We start from the raw sequence: 18416 nt of genomic DNA on the forward strand, positions 1-18416 counted from the left end.
TCCTCCTGTTATCTTACTCTTCCGCTTCCTCTTCTTCCCCGGCTCTGCCAAGGAACTCCTGTACCTTAGCCCGTGTAGCTGCATCAGGAATCTTGCGGCAGACCGCATCCACCTTGGCCATAGCCATCATCTCATAGATCTGCTCTCTGTTCATGCTGCGGCTCTCCAGGTAGAACAGCAGCTCATCGTCCAGTTTGCCAATGGTGGCGCCGTGATTACCTTCCACATCTTCCTCCGCACAGAGGATCAGGGGAATGGTCTGGTTCACCACATCGTTGGATAATAACAGTACATCCTCTTTTTCATTGCCTACTGCGCCTTTAGCCCCCCATTTGAAATCAATGGTGCCACGATACAGCTTGAAAGCATGATCCCGCAGAACGCCGCCGGCCTGCATATTGCTCTGGGTCTTTTTGCCTTCATGCACAGCTACATAGTTCATATCCAGTCTTCCGTCACCGCCCACGATATAAGCGGTGTCGGCATTCAGGCTGCTCTCTCTGCCCTGTAAGGTAGTCTTGCATCCAAGGTAAGTATTCTTTCCGCCGAGGATCAGCTGGATCACTTCCAGGGAAGCCTTCTCTTCACACAGGGCTCCGATATCATTCATAAAGGTAAATCCATTGCCCAGTCTCTGAATCTGGATCAGGCGGATCTTCGCTCCCTCTTCCAGATGCAATCTGGTGGATACTGCCGCCTGCCCTGACGCCTCCCTGTCGGAAGCAAAGTCCTCGATCACGGTGATTTCACTGTTTTTCCGGGCTCTCACTGCTACGGCACCGGCCTGTAAACTATTTTGTACGTAGGTATAATCCAACAGCAACGGCTGTGCTTCTGTGGTTTCCTCAGACACCTCATAATGCTGTGCCTTCACTCCCGCTGCTGTCAGAAGACCGTCCATGTCCTCTCCCATGCCGGATGGGATGCCTGCAAAATCCGCATTCCAGGGCTGGGATCCCTCATTTTCTACTGTTGTTATTTTTTCCGGCAGGCTTACCTTTACCCCTCCTGCCGTAGGTACTTCTATCTTTTCCAACTGCGTCTCGTTCATGCGAAGCCAGTTCCAGGTCTTCGCCGGCAGTCTGTTAATGGTCATATTATATTCTTTTTCCATACTGATCTCCATTCCTCCTGCCACATTAACCGATGCTGCCCTTCATCTCCAGACGGATCAGATTGTTCATCTCCACCGCGTATTCCAACGGCAGCTCCTTCGATACATTGTCTGCGAATCCGCTGACGATCATGGCTCTGGCATCCTCTTCTGAGATACCGCGGGACATCAGATAGAACACTGCTTCATCGCTGATCCGGCCGATCTTCGCCTCGTGTCCAATATCGGCATCCTGGGTACGGATATCCATGGCCGGGATGGTGTCGGAACGAGACTTGTCATCCAGCATCAGGGACTGACAGGATACGGCGGATTTGCTCTTTGCCGCACTGTTCTTCACCACTACGGAACTTCGGAAAGTACTGATACCTCCATCCTTGGAGATGGACTTGGTATTGATATAGGAAGTGGTCTCCGGTGCATTGTGGACCACTTTGGTGCCGGTATCCAGATTCTGTCCGGCTCCCGCAAAGGTGATACCGGTGAATTCCGCTCTGGCCCCCTTACCGTTCAGCACGCTCATGGGGTACAGATAGGATACGTGGGATCCGAAGGAACCGGATACCCATTCTATGGTACCGCCTTCTTCCACCAACGCCCGCTTGGTATTCAGATTGTACATATTCTTGGACCAGTTCTCGATGGTGGAGTAACGCAGTTTTGCATTTTTCCCCACGAACAGCTCCACACAGCCGGCATGGAGGTTCGCCACGTTGTACTTCGGGGCGGAACAGCCTTCGATAAAATGCAGGTATGCACCCTCGTCCACAATGATCAGGGTATGCTCGAACTGTCCGGCTCCCGGTGCGTTCAGTCGAAAATAAGACTGCAAAGGGATCGTCACAGACACTCCGGGGGGAACATATACGAAGGAGCCGCCGGACCACACAGCACCGTGCAGCGCTGCGAATTTGTGGTCTCTGGGGGGCACCAGCTTCATAAAATGCTTCCGCACCATATCCGCATATTCCCCATTCAGGGCACTCTCCATATCGGTATAGACTACACCCTGGGCTGCCACTTCTTCCCTGACATTGTGATATACCAGCTCGGAATCGTACTGGGCGCCCACACCGGCGAGGGACTTCCGCTCCGCCTGCGGGATTCCCAGCTTCTCAAAGGTATCCTTGATATCCTCCGGTACCTCGGACCATTTGGCGCTCATATGGGTATTGGGTTTTACATAGGTTACGATATCTTCCATGTTCAGACCCTCAATAGAGGGACCCCAGTCGGGGACTTCCATCTCGTTATAGATCTGCAATGACTGCAGACGGAAATTCGCCATCCATGCGGGATCGTTCTTCTTCGCGGAGATCTCTTCCACAATGGCGGGCGTCAGTCCTTTCTGAATGCGGTAGACGTCTTTTTCTTCATTGCGAATATCATAAATGCTTCTGTTGACGTCCTCCACATAAGTCTTTTCTCTTTCACTCATTCGGATCGTCGACCTCCTTTACGCTTCCAGAAAACGTTCAAAACCATGCTCGTTGATCTCGTCTACGAGAGAAGCATCGCCGGATGCCACGATCTTACCATTCACCAGTACATGGGTCTTGTCCACATGGAGAGACTCTAAAATTCTGGTGCTGTGGGTAATGATCAACAGCGCACCCTTTTTGTCCTTCTGGTACTCTTCCACGCCCTTGGATACGGTACGCACTGCATCCACGTCCAGGCCGGAATCCGTCTCATCCAAGATTGCCAACGAGGGTTTTAACATAAGTAACTGTAAGATCTCCGCCTTTTTCTTCTCACCGCCGGAGAATCCCACGTTCAGATCACGGTCACCGTAGGAAGGATCCATCTGTAAGACTTCCATAGCTTTCTCCAGTTCCTTTTTAAATGTCCACAGCTTGATACGGGAACCGCTTCTCTGTTCCACGGCATTACGAATGAAATTCCGAAGCGATACTCCGGGTACCTCCAGGGGATTCTGGAAGGACAGGAAAATACCATCCTTGGCTCTCTGGTCTGTGGTCTCCTCCAATAATTGTTTTCCTTTGAACAGGATCTCACCACCGGTCACCTCATAACGGGGACTTCCCATGATGGTGTAACCCAACGTGGATTTGCCCGCACCGTTGGGTCCCATGAGGACATGGGTCTCTCCGGGACGAACCTCTAAATCTATTCCATGAAGGATGGGCTTGTCCTCTACACTTACGGACAAGTTACGCACCTGTAATAATTGTTCTGACATATACTTCCTCCTATCTCTAGCGTCCAACTAGGAATTACTATATCATTATATACATACATCTGCAAATATGCAACATATAATTCCTACAAAAGTACCGTACATTCCGTTCAAATTGTATTACATTTTTTTGTATTACATTTTTCAGTTAGCAGCAGCTTACTACAAAAGAAAACACAAGCCATTGCGAGGAATTCTCTTTTTCTCTCACAATGGCCTTTGCTTTTTCTCTTTTTATGCTTCTTCTCTTTTTATGCTTCTTCTCTATCCAAAAGGTTCTTCATGCTCTTGGTGCTGATCCACAGGGTAGATGTATTATGCAGAAGAGCGGACGTAGTGGGAGGAATGATACCTGCCACACCTAAAATGATCAGTCCGGTGTTGATACCTACGATCATGCGATAATTTTTATGGATCCGCTCCATCAGGGAGTTGCTCAATTCTTTCAGGGTCGCTACTTCATACAGATTGTCCGCACCGATGGTGACATCGGCGATCTCTCTGGCGATCTGTGCGCCCTCGCTGATGGCAATACCAACATCTGCCGCAGACAATGCCGGGGAATCGTTGATGCCATCACCGATCATAATGACCTTATGGCCTGCCTGCTTCTCCTGCTCCACGAACCTTGCCTTGTCTTCCGGCAACACCTCGGAATAATACTCATCCACACCGACGGTACCCGCAATTGCCCCGGCGATACGGTCGCTGTCTCCTGTCATCATGACTACCTTGTGGATTCCGAGACTCTTCAGCTGTCGGATGACCTCCGGGGCCTCTTCTCTGAGAGGATCCTCGATGCAGATCACTGCAGCCAGCTTGCCGTCAATTGCCATATACAGGCGGGAGTATTCCTCAGGCAGCTGATCGAACAGTTCCTGCCTGCCTTCCGGAATCTGTGCCTGTTCATCCTCGAATACGAAGTGATAACTTCCGATAATGATCTTCTTGCCATCCAGGGTAGAAGAAATACCGTGAGCCACGATATATTCCACTTTGGTATGCAGTTCTTCATGCACCAGCTCCTTGCGGGCTGCCTCACGTACCACTGCCTTTGCCATGGAATGAGGGAAATGCTCCTCCAGGCAGGCAGCAATCCGAAGCAGCTCATCCGCAGACTGCCCGTTAAAGGATATCACATCTGCCACCGTGGGCTGTGCCTTGGTCAGTGTTCCGGTCTTGTCAAATACAATGGTGGTGGCATCTGCCATAGCCTCTAAGTATTTGCCGCCCTTCACCGTGATCTCATAGGTGCTTGCCTCACGGATCGCAGACAATACCGCTAACGGCATAGACAGCTTCAATGCGCAGGAGAAATCCACCATCAGCACGGATAATGCCTTGGTCACATTCCGTGTGAACAGCCATACCAGACCGGTGCCTAAGAAAGTATAGGGTACCAGCTTATCTGCCAGGTGCTCTGCCTTACCCTCCAGAGAGGATTTCAGCTTCTCGGATTCCTCTATCATGGTCATGATCTTCTCATATTTGCTGGAGCCGCCGTTTTCTTTCACACAGATAGTCAGCTCACCTTCTTCTACCACAGTTCCGGCATAGACAGTTCCACCGGGAATTTTTCTCACCGGAACGGATTCTCCGGTCAGAGATGCCTGATTCACCATACCTTCTCCATCCGTCACTGTACCGTCGAAAGGAATCACATTGCCCATGTGGATCCTTACCAGATCTCCTGACTTAATGGATGTGGACGGCACCAGGATCTCCTGTCCGTCGCTCACAACCCATACCTTGTCAATGTTTAAGGACATGCTCCTCGCCAGATCACCGACAGACTTTTTGTGCGTCCACTCCTCCAAAATCTCACCGATGCCTAACAGGAACATCACAGAGGCTGCGGTGTTGTAATCACCGCGCAGCACAGATACACCGATAGCAGTGGCATCCAGTACCGGTACTTCGATCTTGCCCTTTGCCAGGGTCTTGATTCCATGCCAGAGATATTTGAAAGATTTTACCGTGGTGATCACGGAACGGATATCCATGGGTAAAAACAGCCTGATCCCATAATGCATTACCACTTTATTGATCAGCTGATCCTTATATTCCCGGTTCATCTCCCTGCCGGAATTAGCAAGATAATTCTCCGGTACTTCCGTACCCTGATACGTAAAATTCTCCAGTGTCTTCAGTGCCTCCTCCCTGGAACCGGTATAGACTACCGTGACATCCAGGGTGCGCTCCTGAATTTTGGCACTGACAATATTATTCTGTCCGTCCAGATAGTATTGCAGTGTATCTGCCTGCGCAAAGCTCATGCGGCTCTGCAGAATGTGAACCCTGAGTCTCCCCTTTATCTCATGTTTGATCACAAATCTCATAATTTATGCCTGCTTTCATGAAAACACCTGCGATGCCGGAGCATGCAGGTGTCATTTATTCTGTGTTGTAAGCTTCGATGGATTATTCAGCATCTGCTGCAGTCTCTGCTGCTTCTGCCTCAACCTCACCGTCAAACTCCTGAGCTGCCTGTGCTGCTCTCTCCTCGTTGATCTGCTGAGCTTCTGCGTAGATGTCCTCTGCGTTCTCCTGAATGGTGGTAGCCGTCTTCATTACGCACTCTTTTGCACGCAAAACAGCTGCGGTGCAGTTGGTGTACAGCTTCTTCGCATCCTTGCTGGACAGTACTTTGATACCTGCGGTTCCGAACAGAACGCCTGCTGCGAAGATACCGGTTTTAGCTTTATCAATCTTTTTCAAACATTTCAACATAATTCATTTCCTCCTGTGTGAAGTCTTTTGTTTATTCTATTTATGAATGAATATTATAAGCACCTGTTTTTCCTATTTCCAGCTTTTTTCGTTTAATGAAAAATTTTATCATTTATCAAAAAACACAAAAGGCCAGTGGATCAAAATCCACTGACCTTCTTGTATTCCTGTAATTTTTCTTTTGCTGCCGGGGTCAGATTCTTAGGCACCTGAATCTGGATCACGACATACTGATCGCCGTGGGCATTTTTATCCTTCATGGATACCACACCCTTGCCTTTCAGACGGATCTTACTTCCGGACTGCGTACCTTCCTTCACTTTGCACATGACATCGCCGTACAACGTGGGTACACGGATCTCGCCGCCCAGGGCTGCGGTAGTATAGGGGATATTGACCGTGGTATACAGATCCTGTCCTCTACGCTCCCAGCCCGGCTTCTCCTGTACCGTCACCTTCAGATACAGGTCACCGCTCTCACCGCCGGAGTAACCTTCACCACCCTTACCTTTCAGGCGGATACTTTTACCGGTATCGATACCTGCCGGAATGTGCACCTGCACGGATTCGGACTTGCCGGTAGCCGGATCTCTTAAAGTAAAGGTCTTGTCGCAGCCATGCATTGCTTCGTCAAAGCTGATGGTGATGCCGGATTCCACATCCTGACCTTTGCTGCGGTAGTTCGCCCGGCTGCCCCGTCCGGAGCCTTTCTGTCCCTTGAAATACTGACCGAACAGATTGTCAAAAATATCCTCATCCCCGCCGAAGCTGCCGAAATCACCGGTACCGAAACCGCTTCCTCCTGTACTGTAATGGAACGTGCCGTTGCCAAAGCCGCCGAATCCATCGGTGCCGAAGCCGCCGGTACCTCCATTGTAGTGGAAACCTCCTCCGTTCTTAAACTGCTCCTGATACTGTCTGGCTGCCTCCTCGTTAAATCCCTCCTGGAAAGCGGCAAAACCGTAAGTATCGTATAGTTTCTTCTTTTTTTCATCCCCCAGCACATCGTAAGCCTCGTTGACTTCCTTCAGCTTCTCCTCTGCCACAGGGTCTCCTGCATTGGTATCCGGATGGTATTTTTTCGCCAGTTTCCGGTATGCTTTTTTTATCGTTGCGGCGTCCGCTGTCTTGCTGACACCCAGTACTTCATAATAATCTCTTTTTGTTGTCTTCGTCATATTCCCTCCATTCTGCCCAACCGGTGAGCCACACAACCAAGACGTTCTCCATGTAAAAATCAGCCACACAGTTCCCTGCGCGGCTGACCACTTCACATCTCTTTTCAAACAATTGTCTGCTGCTGCAGTCGCTTGTTGCTTTTACAGAGATTATATTATCACTATAGATTAGCACTCGCAAGTCCAGAGTGCTAAAAAATATATTAAATAATCATAAAATCCATAAACCGGCTATTACAATTTACCACCCTTAGAACCGCCAAAGCTTGCGGAATTCAGGATATTGGTGTCAAAGGTAAAGGTCAGTCTCTCCTCGGTGCGGGCTCTCTTCAAAGACAGCTGGATCATACGGTCCAGAAGCTCTTTGTAAGGAACGCCCACCGGATCCCACAGATAGAATGCCAGTGATCCGGGGATGGTATTGATCTCGTTAAAATACAGCTTACCGTTGTCCTCATCGATCATAAAGTCGATACGGGACACACCGTTACAGCCCAGTGCTTTAAAGGATCTGACTGCCAGCTCCCGGACTTCCTCTCTCTTCTCCGGTGACAGCTCTGCGGGAATCTTGCGGGATACGCTCGCCATGCCCTTGGAACCACTGCCCTTGGCATTGCTGACATATTTGTCTTCATAGCTTAAGATATCTTTGGTATGCAGGGGTTCTTCACACTCAGAGGCGATGGCATCATTCTCATCTCCCAGTACGGAGCAGTTGATCTCCCGCAGATTCGTAATGGCATGCTCCACCAGTACCTTAGTGGCATACTTGAAAGCATCGTCCACGGAATGGGTCAGTTCCACGCGGTTCTTTGCCACGCTGATACCTACGCTGGAACCTAAGTTGACAGGCTTTACAATCACGGGATAACCCAGTCCCTTTTCCACTTTGTCAAGAAGTGTCTCCATCTCCGCATAATCTGCCAGAGTATACAGCTGTGCATCCAGTACCGGCACATCGCATTCCTTTAAGACAGCTTTCATAATGTATTTGTCCATGCCGATGGCAGATGCGGTCACATCACATCCCACGAAGGGGATACCCATGGTCTTCAGGTAACCCTGGAAAGCGCCGTCCTCTACGTTGGTACCGTGGACTACGGGGAAAGCCACGTCGATCTCTACCGGCTTCTTCCCGCCGAACATCTTCACCGGGAACGGAGTCAGGAATACCTTGCCGTCCTCGTTGGTCATGATGACTCTCTGGGACTTTTTCAACAGTTCATCGATATTTTTGTAGGATTCGATCTTGCCGATCTCCTCACCGATGTACATTTCATTGCGCTTGGTCATATAGACCGGGATCACTTCGTATTTGTCTGTGTCCATATTCATGACAGCCTGAATGCCGGAGATCACTGATACTTCGTGTTCTACACTCTTGCCGCCAAACAGCATTGCTACTCTTGTCTTCATTTATTTTCCCTCCTGAATTTTACTACTCTCTGTCAACTATCCGGAACCACTTTCGCGAAATCGCCTCTGAGTCGTCTAATAGTTATCCGTCAGGTCATTCTCTAATAAAATATACTTATGTCCCTGCCCTTTGATGGCATAGGCGTAAGATACAGCTTCCTCCAGCTTGTCGAATACAAGGCATTTCTCTTCCGGGAATCCCTTCTCCAGCACGCCCTCCCTGATGGGCTCGGTGTGCCGTCTGCCCACTAACAGGATGTAATCGCAGCAATCCGCTGCGTAGTTACCGAATTTATGATTGTATTCCGCTTCCTTGTCACCCAGCTCCACCATGCCCGGCGTGATCAGGATCCGGATACCGTCAAACATAGCCAGCGTCTCGACCGCTGCCCTGGAACCTACGGGGTTGGAATTGTAAGCATCATCGATGATCGTCACCAGACCGTGCTCCCGCATCTGCATACGATGGGGCACCGGCTCGATCCGGCGTACCGGGATCCGCAGTTCCTGCAGCGTCATGCCCATTCTATGAGCAACTGCGATAGCCCCCACCACATTGATGACATTGTGGGCCCCGATGAGACGCATCTGGAATCTCTCGCTCTCGCCGTCCGGGGTCACTACCGTGAACTCCGTACCTAACTGGGATACCTTCACATCTTTGGCACAGTATCCTGTCCCTTCCGTTTCGGAATAATAGAAGATCTTCTCCGGGGTCTGATCATACGCGGGAGAAGCTGCCTGCTGCTGAATATAATCGTTGTCACCGTTCAAGAACAGCATGCCGCCTTCCGGCAGGGCATCCGCCAGCTCGAACTTCGTCTTCTGAATATTCTCCATGTTAAAAAAGGTCTCTAAATGCTGCGGTCCGATAGATGTGATCACACCGTGATCGGGATGCACCATATCGCAGATCTCCTTGATATCGCCCACATGGCGGGCACCCATCTCACAGACGAAGATCTCCGTGGTGGGCTTCAGGGAACCGCGGATGGTCCGCACCACACCCATAGGCGTATTGAAACTCTCCGGCGTCACCAGTACGTTATATTTTTCCTGTAAAAGTGTCTGCAAATAGAACTTCACACTGGTCTTGCCGTAGCTGCCGGTCACACCGATGACGGTAAGTCCCGGGACGCTTTTCAGCTTTCTCACAGCGTCATTGATATAATGCTGATTGATCCCCGCCTCCATGGGATGATTGATGACATTAGCCACAATATCCAGAAACAGATTCACAGATACCAGGATCAGGCACAGCCCCGGGATCCGCTTCATTCCGCCAAATCCACACACCAGAGCGAATACCGCAGCCGTAAGGATCAGCTCCGTAGCGAGCAATCTCTTGACCCGGGCAGTATACACCAGCTTTTTCTTCGTATTCATCCGCTTCATGGCACGATATACCACGATGATCACGAACAGTACCAGATACTCGAAGATTTCAAGGGCAAGGTACGGAAACACACAGGTTACAATGCCCAGTGCCAGACCAAAATAGAGAATCCATTGCAGCCGGAACTTCTTCTTCAGCCAGTGAAGGTGTTCTTTATTCTTATAGCCGTTCTGCTGGAACATATGAATGTTATACCGCATGGTATAAAAATATGCCGGAACAGCAAGCACGACCGCTATCAGCACACGTATGATCATTGCAAATATGCCTCCATAATTCCCCGGAACTGTGCCGGCTTCTCAAGGAAAGAAAAATGACCGGTTCCCGGGATCACTGCCAGACCGCAGTTGGGTATCTTCTCTTCCATAATATGTGCATCCCGGATAGGAGTTGCCGTATCCTGATCTCCCCAGATCAGCAGCACTTCCTGACGGATCTTCGGAAGCAACTCCGTCAGATCCTCATTCACTGCCTTCACCATACACTGACGCATCATGGGTGTCGCATTGCGGTAGTCTGCCGATCCCTGTCGGCTCCTCCAGTCATCGATCACCTCCGGGAACATAGCATAGATCAGCTTCATGTTCAGGAATTTCTTCAGGATCTTGTACTTGCGGATCTTCCATTTCTGTGCAGTAGTACGCACCGGCAGGACACCTGCGCTGTCGATCAGGATAATGTTTGTGATCTCAAAAGGGATGCTCTCTCTGGCTGCCAGCTTGATGATCACGCGGCCACCGTAGGAATGCCCGATGAGGGTGGCCTGCTTTACCTGCATTACTTCCATAAATCTGCAGAAAAAATCCGCAAATCCGTCTACATCCCAGGGTTCCTTCGGTTCATCGCTGCCGCCGAAGCCCGGGAAATCGAACTGGATCACACGGTACCTGCTGCCGTCTATCACACCGGCTACGGAATCATACACTCCCAGATCCGTACCCCAGCCCTGTAAGATCACAACCGTCTTATCGCCGGTACCGGTTGTTTTATAACATATATTATATCCGTCTACTACTATATTCATGATAATCCCCAATTCCAAGCCGTTGCCGTTACAATCTTTTATTATAATCGGAATCTGCTACAATGGCAAGCCATATCCTAAGGATTCCGCATTCCGCTTTCCAATTTGACAACCGCTTTCATAATTCCATAAAATAATAAAACTACCGCTTTGAGCTGACGGTCTCATCAGTCAGCCCAAAGCGGTAGCTAGTTTATCCTTTATTTTATAATGAATTAGAATCGGGATTTCACACATTCTGCTTACTGCAGTTAGGGTATTCAATTTTCTGATGCAATAAAATATTTTGCGTTGAATTGCCTACACATATTTCAAAAATTCCGGGTTCCACACAAAAATCATGTTTCTTCTCATCATAAAATGAAAACGCCATACTATCCAAAGTAATCTCTACTCTGCATACACTCCCCGCTTTCAGCGTAATGCTTTTGAATGCCTTTAACTCTTTTTCTGGTCTGATTACTGTACACTCCTCATCCCTCACATAAATCTGTACAATCTCTCTTCCGTCTATTTGACCTACGTTTTCTATATCAAACGATATGCTCACTCTGTCTTTTGCATCATTATCTTGTTTCACCTGCAGATCGTGATACGCAAATTCTGTATAAGAGAGTCCATGTCCAAAGCAGAACATCGGCAAAATATCATTTTTCTCATAATGACGATATCCGACCATAATTTCTTCTTCATAACAGACCATATTATCTCTCCCAAATTGTCCGTTATGACCTGTCGGTGTATCTTCATAAACACGAGGAAAAGTTTCTGCCAGTTTTCCACTGGGATTGATTCTTCCGGTGAGGATTCCCGCTAGGGCTGTGCCACTCTCCATTCCGGCATAATAAGACCACAAAATTGTACCTGCTTTTTCTTCCCATGGCATCTCCACCGGAGATCCTCCTATCATAGTTACAATTGTGTCCGGTCTTACCTTTAATAATTTTGTAATCAATTCATCCTGATGATACGGAAGTTTCATGCAGGGACGATCCTCTCCCTCAATGTCATATTCATGATCCAACCCTCCTACAAACAGAACAATATCGCTCTCTTCAGCAAGCTTCAGAGCTCTTCTGTGATATTCTTCCTCAATTTCCGATAGGTCTGAATAAAATGCCTCCTTTTTTAATCTTCTTTTTTCTTCTCTCATCCTGCGGATCTGTTGTTGTATTTTTTCTTTGTCATCCACACTGGAAGCCTGCCAGTTTTCTCCGTTAAGCTCCTTTTTTTCCGGAATATAATACCCCGGTTCATATACTATTTCTGCATTACCTCCAAATTCCATTTTGATTCCAAGAAGCGGTGATATTTCATACAAAGCCTTAATTTCTGCACTACCTCCACCGCCCGAGTGAATTCGGTCTGCGTTACAACCTATGACTGCAATTTTCTTATGATATGTATTTCCAAGTGGCAATAATTTACTATCATTTTTCAATAAAATAACAGATTTTTCCGCTGCTTTTTTCAACACCTGCCGGTGCGCCATAGTATTATAGGAGCCGTTTTTTCGATGTACCGCTTCCTTTCCAATCATTTTTAACTTAAACATTACTCGCAAGATGTTACGTACCTTTGCATCCAGACACGCCATATCTACTGATTCATCCAAGATCCTTTGTTTCAAAGGTTCTGCCAGACAATATTCGTCGAAATTATCAAATACTGACATTTCAATATCAAGTGCTGCCTGCCCCGCATCTAACGTATTATGCACTGCTCCCCAGTCACTGATTACAATTCCTTCAAATCCCCATTGATCACGCAATACTTCCTTCAGCAACAGATTATTTTCACAGCAATAGGTACCGTTTAATCTGTTATAGGCTCCCATAACCGAATAAACATCTGCCCTCTGCACAGACTGTCGAAACGCCGGGTAATATATTTCCTGCAAGGTTCTCTCATTTACTTTAGTGTCCACATGCAGTCGATTAGTTTCCTGATTGTTTGCCACAAAATGTTTTACACAGGCTGCCACATCATTCTGCTGTATTCCCTTTATCAAAGCAACTGCCATCTCTGCTGTCAGCACGGGGTCTTCACTCAAATATTCATAGTTTCTCCCACATAAGGGACTTCGTTTGATATTAATTCCCGGCGCCAAAATCATGTCTTTTCCTCTGCCTCTGGCTTCCGCTCCCAGGACCTTGCCAACTTCATATGCAACATCGACATCCCATGTAGATGCTATAGCACTATTACTTGGAAGATAAGATACATAATCATCAGTATTGCCCAGGGGAATCCATTTATCATTTTGAAACTCATTCCGAACACCCATAGGTCCATCTGAAAATTTCATAGAAGGTATTCCCAGTCTTTCTACCCCTTTATTCTGAAACAATCCATTTCCATGAACCATCCCGATCTTTTCATCCAAGGTCATCTGTTCCAATAATTCAGTTATTATTTTTTCTGTCTTCAATGTAAAAATACGCCTTTCTCTTCTGCTTCTTTTTGAGTTTTCTGCAACATTTTTCTCCTTTCTTTTATAGAAAATGGAGATTTCATGCCACTGTCCGCTACCTGTTTCACTAATTCGTAATCAAACTTCTCTCTTACCTGCCATTTATCATTGTCGATAACCATATAATTTTCTGTCTCTTCTGTACAGGCCGGCCAAGCAATCGTTTCATCAATGAATGGAATTCCTGTTTTAGCAAAATTCACCCATGCCTTGCACATTTTTTCTTCTAGTTTATCCGTGACTCCCGGCATATTAGCCACGGGAACCTTATCTGTATTATGAAATACAAAAGCCAGATCAGAACAATGCCATGCCGGCTTTCCATCATCCAGAGGAAATTCAACAGCAAAGACATATGCATATATATTAGATTGTTTGTATGTCTTTCTCTTTTTCACAAAATCAATTACCGGTTTTCTGAAAAAAATATCATATGTAGTTAAGTCTGCAATGCTTCTTCCCGGGTATGCCTGCGCGTATGCCTGAATCACAGACTGAGTATGTTCACCAAATCGTTTTTCGACAATCCTGATCAATTCCTCTTGTGTCATTTGATTCCTTCCGATCAGCCCGGGTGCAAATCCCATCTCTCCGAACACACTTCCTATTAACACCGGCACCTTTTGAGCATATTCCGAAAATCCAATTTTTAAGGGATCCCCCATGTAATAAGAGTTCCGAATCGGATGTCCTCCTATATAACCACCTTCAGCCAGTACTTTATCGGATACTTTATTATAAGCATCTGCCAGCTCTCTGTAAGGCATATCCTCCCATTTCTCAATATCCGATTCTTCCATATTAAGCTCCTGCAGCATTGCCCGGATCAGTGGTTTGGCATCTGTATTCTCTTCATCAATAAAATCTTCCAATACGCCGCTCTGAATAATCGCTTTATGATACAAGCCATCAGCCTCCGGTGTCTGCATCAGCGTCCATATTTTCATGCCTCCTCCGGATTGCCCGAATAACGTTACATTTTGAGGATCCCCGCCAAACGCTTCAATATTGTCTCTAATCCAGCGCAATGCCGCTACAATATCAGCATTTCCAACATTTCCCGAGTTCCAATATTTTTCTCCATATTCTGACAAATTCAAATATCCCAAAAGATTTAATCTATGATTCAATGATACTACAACCACATCCCCAAATTGGCTTAAATTTGTACCGTCATATGCTATCTGTTCGATAGAAGATCCTGCATAGAATCCACCTCCATGAAGCCATACCATAACCGGTTTTTTTGCCAAAGTATCCAACGTCTGCGTCCAAACGTTCAAATACTGACAGTGTTCATCCATAGGCCAGTATCTATGAGGAACCATAATTTCACCGTTGGGAACATCCTGGGTTAACAATGGACATACATAGCCATAAGAAGTAGCATCTTTTATCCCATCCCACGGCTGAATTTCCTCCGGCATCTGAAATCTTTTTGCATTTGCATACTTAATCCCCTGAAATGTATATGTTGTATTCCACAAATATCCCCTTATTTTTCCTGCTTTTGTTGTCACAATCGGTCCATTTCCCGAACATTCAAAATAACTACTCATTTAATTTCTCCTTTGCTTTTTTTCTATAATCTTTCGGACTACATCCCAACACTTTTTTACATAATCTGGAAAAATATGAAAAGTTATCATATCCCACTTTCATAGCAATTTCATTAATAGAGATGTCACTGTATTGTAACAGTTCAGACGCCTTCTTTATCCTCATACGAATAACATAATCGGTAATAGAGATTCCTTCTTCTTTTTTAAAAAGTCTTGCCAGATAATCTGCATTTAAATATACAATTCCTGCCAGCTCATTTCTGGAAATTTCCTCATTATAATGTTCTTCAATATATTTTTTAACTACCTCTACAATAGATGTATTTTCTCTTACGTAGGCAATATAGCTATATGCTTTTTGCAATAAATATTTACAAAATTCCATATAGTTATCATAATTCTTCAATGACATTTTCCGATAAGTTTCATATTCCGTATTTACAAATAGCTCATGGGCTTCGATATTGTTTTTCATCAACACAGTATTCACCATCTGAATCAGATTCACCTGCATAGCTTTTAATTCATACGCTGTTAACCCATGATGTCTCTTTTTCTCTGAGAAATAGTGATCGATTTCATCTAAAATCTTATTCACCGCACCTGTGTTCAGATAAATCTCCCATTCTCCAATAGCACCGAATGAATATGTATTTTCTTCCCTTTGGTATGTCCGCGCCCAGAATATCTGTACATCGTTGCTGATATTTTCATTCCAAATATGAATCAACCTTTCAAAACATTCCTTTACGGCGGGCAGAGGACATTCAAGATCATAAAATACACGCATTCGACAATTAAGATGGATATCACACTGCATAATCAATTTCTTCAGTACCATCTCCGCATTTTCTTTTAGATTACGGGTTACAATCACATAGGTATCCTCTCCATACTTCACTATGGTCTCCATATTGCACATATCGCTAAAAATTTCTGTAACGACATTTTTAATAATAAATTCGCTCATTGTTGAAGTCAGATTCTGAAAACGTTCCTCTTCTTCATATGTATGTAGCAAAAAAACATCAAACAACTGCTCAGTGTCATATTCCAAACGATTGTCTTCAATCAATGCATTTAAAAGTTCTTCATCCGGAATTGCCAGCGGAAACATGATATGCTCCCAAAAATGTGCTTTTCTGTTTTTTACATCATCCAACCAATACACGCCATACTGATAATATGTTTTCTTCCTGCTCTCTTGTCTGACTTTTTCTACAGCCCTAGATATTATTTTTTCAAAATCGTCAAAAGAAATCGGTTTCAGATAATAGTCAAAACATTGAAGTTCCACAGCCTTTTTGGCATAATTAAAATCTGCATAACACGTGCAGAATATAGTAACCACGTCTAAATTCTGTGTTTTTGTCCATTTTAACAATTCAATTCCCGATTCGTTTGGCATTTCTATATCTGTTACCATAATATGGATCGGTACATTCTTAAGTATCTTTTTGGCATCCGCAGCATTTTCAGCAACGTAAATCTTTTCTATTCCCAGTGACGAATATGCAACCCCAAACTGCAGACTTTCCAGCACATTCACATCATCATCTACTAATAGAATATTCACTCTTTTCATCTCCGTTTTGATACGGAATTATTATTATAACTTCCGTTCCCAGGTTTTCACCGTTACCTATCATGAGACTTGCTTCCGCCCCATAGAGCAGTTGAAGCCGATCTTTTGTATTGCGTATTCCAATTTGGAATCTGTCATCATTTGCTCCAAATTCATTCTTTCGAAATTTTTCTAACACATTCTCAGGAAAACCCGGACCATTATCCGCTATACGAATTCGTATTTTTTTCTGTTCCTCATCCAGAAAGCTTCCTTCAATGCTAATTTCTATCTTTCTTTTGCTTCCTACCGTGTACTTCACGCAGTTTTCCACAAAGACTATCATTATCAACGGTGGAATCATTGCCTGTTTCACACGCTCATCTACGCAGATATGACACTTGCAATCATAGCGGTATAAAATATTATGGATTTTTACATAATTTACAATCTGCTGTAATTCTTCATCCATTAAGATAGGCTTCGTTCCTTTGCGGAAAATAGATCTCATATATCCGGATACATACAATGCCAGTTGCTGGATTTCTTCTGTATGTTTCAACTGCGCCATACTGTATATGCTATTAAGACAGTTAATATAAAAATGGGGCCTGATCTGTAATTGTAAATAATCTATTTTAGTTTTCTGTTTTTCCAGCTGTTCTTCATATACCTGAACTTTTAATTCCTGAATTTCTTTTTCCAGATTTCTCCAGATTTCACCTACATTTTCGAATTCTTCATAATAATTATTTTGCTCTAATTCTCCAGTTTCCTGAAATTTTCGTAGATTCTCTTCAAAAATGTATAACGGTTTTTGTACATAGTGCCTGAAATAATAAAAAGCTCCAATACACATAAAGCAAATCAATACTGTGGTAATTCCCATCAGTATTTCATAGGTTCCAGCACTTTTCTTTATTTTGTCGCTGACATCTATTCCTATAGATACATTTGCATTTTCAAATTCGTATTCCCAATAATGCGCGCTACTTATTTCCTGAATGTTTTCATTTTTCTGAAACATACTTCCGGATGCACTGCTATTCTCCAAATAATGTACTCCGGTGCTCAAATCCCGAATAAAAAAGGAAAGTGTATCTTCCTGTGTTTCTCGAAAAGAAGCGCATATTTTCTCAGGCCGTATCCAACAACCCACATAATTATTTTTCAGGCAAAAGGTAGTTGTAAGAAACAACGTTCCTTGAACATCCTGCACAAACCATTTTCTCTTTTCTGTTATAGGAATCCGTTCTTCGGAAGCCACTGTCCTAATATATCCTTTAAAAAGTTCCTTTTGAAGGTATTCATCGTCTCCCGTAATCAGAAAAATATCTTTGTCTTTGTTATAAAACCAAAAATGGTATTCGTCCCCATAATTAATTGCCATTGCCTGAAAATATTGTTTCAATTCATTTTGCTCCGCAATGCTGTAAACCACAGAGTTATCCTCTGTGTTTAAATCCATCTCTTCTATTTCTCTGATAGATTTATTATTCAACAACGTGTTTACAAGCTGCGTATTAATGCCATTCATTTTTTGATCCAATTCATTCCCGTAGAAATCAAATGTCCGGCTGGCTATATTTGCTATCTCTTTGACATATCCACGGAATAATATCATACCAACACCGTATACAACAACAATTGTCCCGATTAATGCGCACATGATCAGAGTAATATTTTTTCTCAAGACCTTCTTATGTTTTCTCGACATTAATCGGGACCTCCTATATTTATTTATTCCTGTTATTCACAG

Annotated in this window: 13 protein-coding genes; all 13 read right to left on the minus strand. The window is 45.0% G+C overall.

All coding sequences use genetic code 11. The annotated features are described in order from the left end of the window. Positions 1-13: 13 nt before the first annotated feature. Positions 14-1114 carry a SufD family Fe-S cluster assembly protein gene (locus tag DWZ61_RS03675; RefSeq protein WP_118537511.1) on the minus strand — a complete coding sequence of 367 codons (1101 nt, stop codon included), beginning with the start codon at positions 1112-1114 and terminating at the stop codon, positions 14-16. Positions 1115-1139: 25 nt separating this feature from the next. Beyond that, positions 1140-2552, minus strand: a complete 1413-nt coding sequence (gene sufB / locus DWZ61_RS03680; RefSeq protein ID WP_118537424.1) for a Fe-S cluster assembly protein SufB — start codon at positions 2550-2552, stop codon at positions 1140-1142. Between the two features lie 18 nt (positions 2553-2570). Continuing rightward, positions 2571-3317: a Fe-S cluster assembly ATPase SufC gene (gene sufC / locus DWZ61_RS03685; protein WP_117464643.1), complete on the minus strand. Its 747-nt coding sequence runs from the start codon at positions 3315-3317 to the stop codon at positions 2571-2573. Between the two features lie 248 nt (positions 3318-3565). Next, positions 3566-5653 carry a heavy metal translocating P-type ATPase gene (locus tag DWZ61_RS03690; protein WP_118537425.1) on the minus strand — a complete coding sequence of 696 codons (2088 nt, stop codon included), beginning with the start codon at positions 5651-5653 and terminating at the stop codon, positions 3566-3568. An 82-nt stretch (positions 5654-5735) separates the two neighbouring features. After that, complete coding sequence (locus tag DWZ61_RS03695) at positions 5736-6044, minus strand: DUF6110 family protein (protein WP_118537426.1); 309 nt, start codon at positions 6042-6044, stop codon at positions 5736-5738. A 140-nt stretch (positions 6045-6184) separates the two neighbouring features. Continuing rightward, entirely contained in the window at positions 6185-7222 is a 1038-nt protein-coding gene (locus tag DWZ61_RS03700) for a J domain-containing protein (RefSeq protein WP_118537427.1), read from the minus strand. Between the two features lie 234 nt (positions 7223-7456). Beyond that, entirely contained in the window at positions 7457-8638 is a 1182-nt protein-coding gene (locus DWZ61_RS03705) for a D-alanine--D-alanine ligase family protein (protein ID WP_118537428.1), read from the minus strand. Between the two features lie 75 nt (positions 8639-8713). Beyond that, entirely contained in the window at positions 8714-10291 is a 1578-nt protein-coding gene (gene murF, locus DWZ61_RS03710; RefSeq protein ID WP_118537429.1) for a UDP-N-acetylmuramoyl-tripeptide--D-alanyl-D-alanine ligase, read from the minus strand. Beyond that, complete coding sequence (locus DWZ61_RS03715) at positions 10288-11058, minus strand: alpha/beta hydrolase (RefSeq protein ID WP_118502165.1); 771 nt, start codon at positions 11056-11058, stop codon at positions 10288-10290. The genes murF and DWZ61_RS03715 overlap by 4 nt, the downstream gene beginning before the upstream one ends. A 229-nt stretch (positions 11059-11287) precedes the next feature. Next, positions 11288-13489: a glycoside hydrolase family 3 C-terminal domain-containing protein gene (locus DWZ61_RS03720; RefSeq protein WP_347475408.1), complete on the minus strand. Its 2202-nt coding sequence runs from the start codon at positions 13487-13489 to the stop codon at positions 11288-11290. Further along, complete coding sequence (locus tag DWZ61_RS03725) at positions 13486-15090, minus strand: carboxylesterase family protein (RefSeq protein ID WP_118537430.1); 1605 nt, start codon at positions 15088-15090, stop codon at positions 13486-13488. The genes DWZ61_RS03720 and DWZ61_RS03725 overlap by 4 nt, the downstream gene beginning before the upstream one ends. Further along, positions 15083-16669: a helix-turn-helix domain-containing protein gene (locus tag DWZ61_RS03730; RefSeq protein WP_172594700.1), complete on the minus strand. Its 1587-nt coding sequence runs from the start codon at positions 16667-16669 to the stop codon at positions 15083-15085. Before DWZ61_RS03730 ends, DWZ61_RS03725 begins: the two co-directional genes overlap by 8 nt. Then, entirely contained in the window at positions 16647-18374 is a 1728-nt protein-coding gene (locus tag DWZ61_RS03735) for a histidine kinase (protein WP_118537432.1), read from the minus strand. Before DWZ61_RS03735 ends, DWZ61_RS03730 begins: the two co-directional genes overlap by 23 nt. Positions 18375-18416 lie beyond the last annotated feature (42 nt).

It is taken from the genome of Clostridium sp. AF34-10BH, from assembly GCF_003478095.1.
In the GTDB taxonomy this organism is placed as follows: Bacteria; Bacillota; Clostridia; order Lachnospirales; family Lachnospiraceae; genus Acetatifactor; species Acetatifactor acetigignens.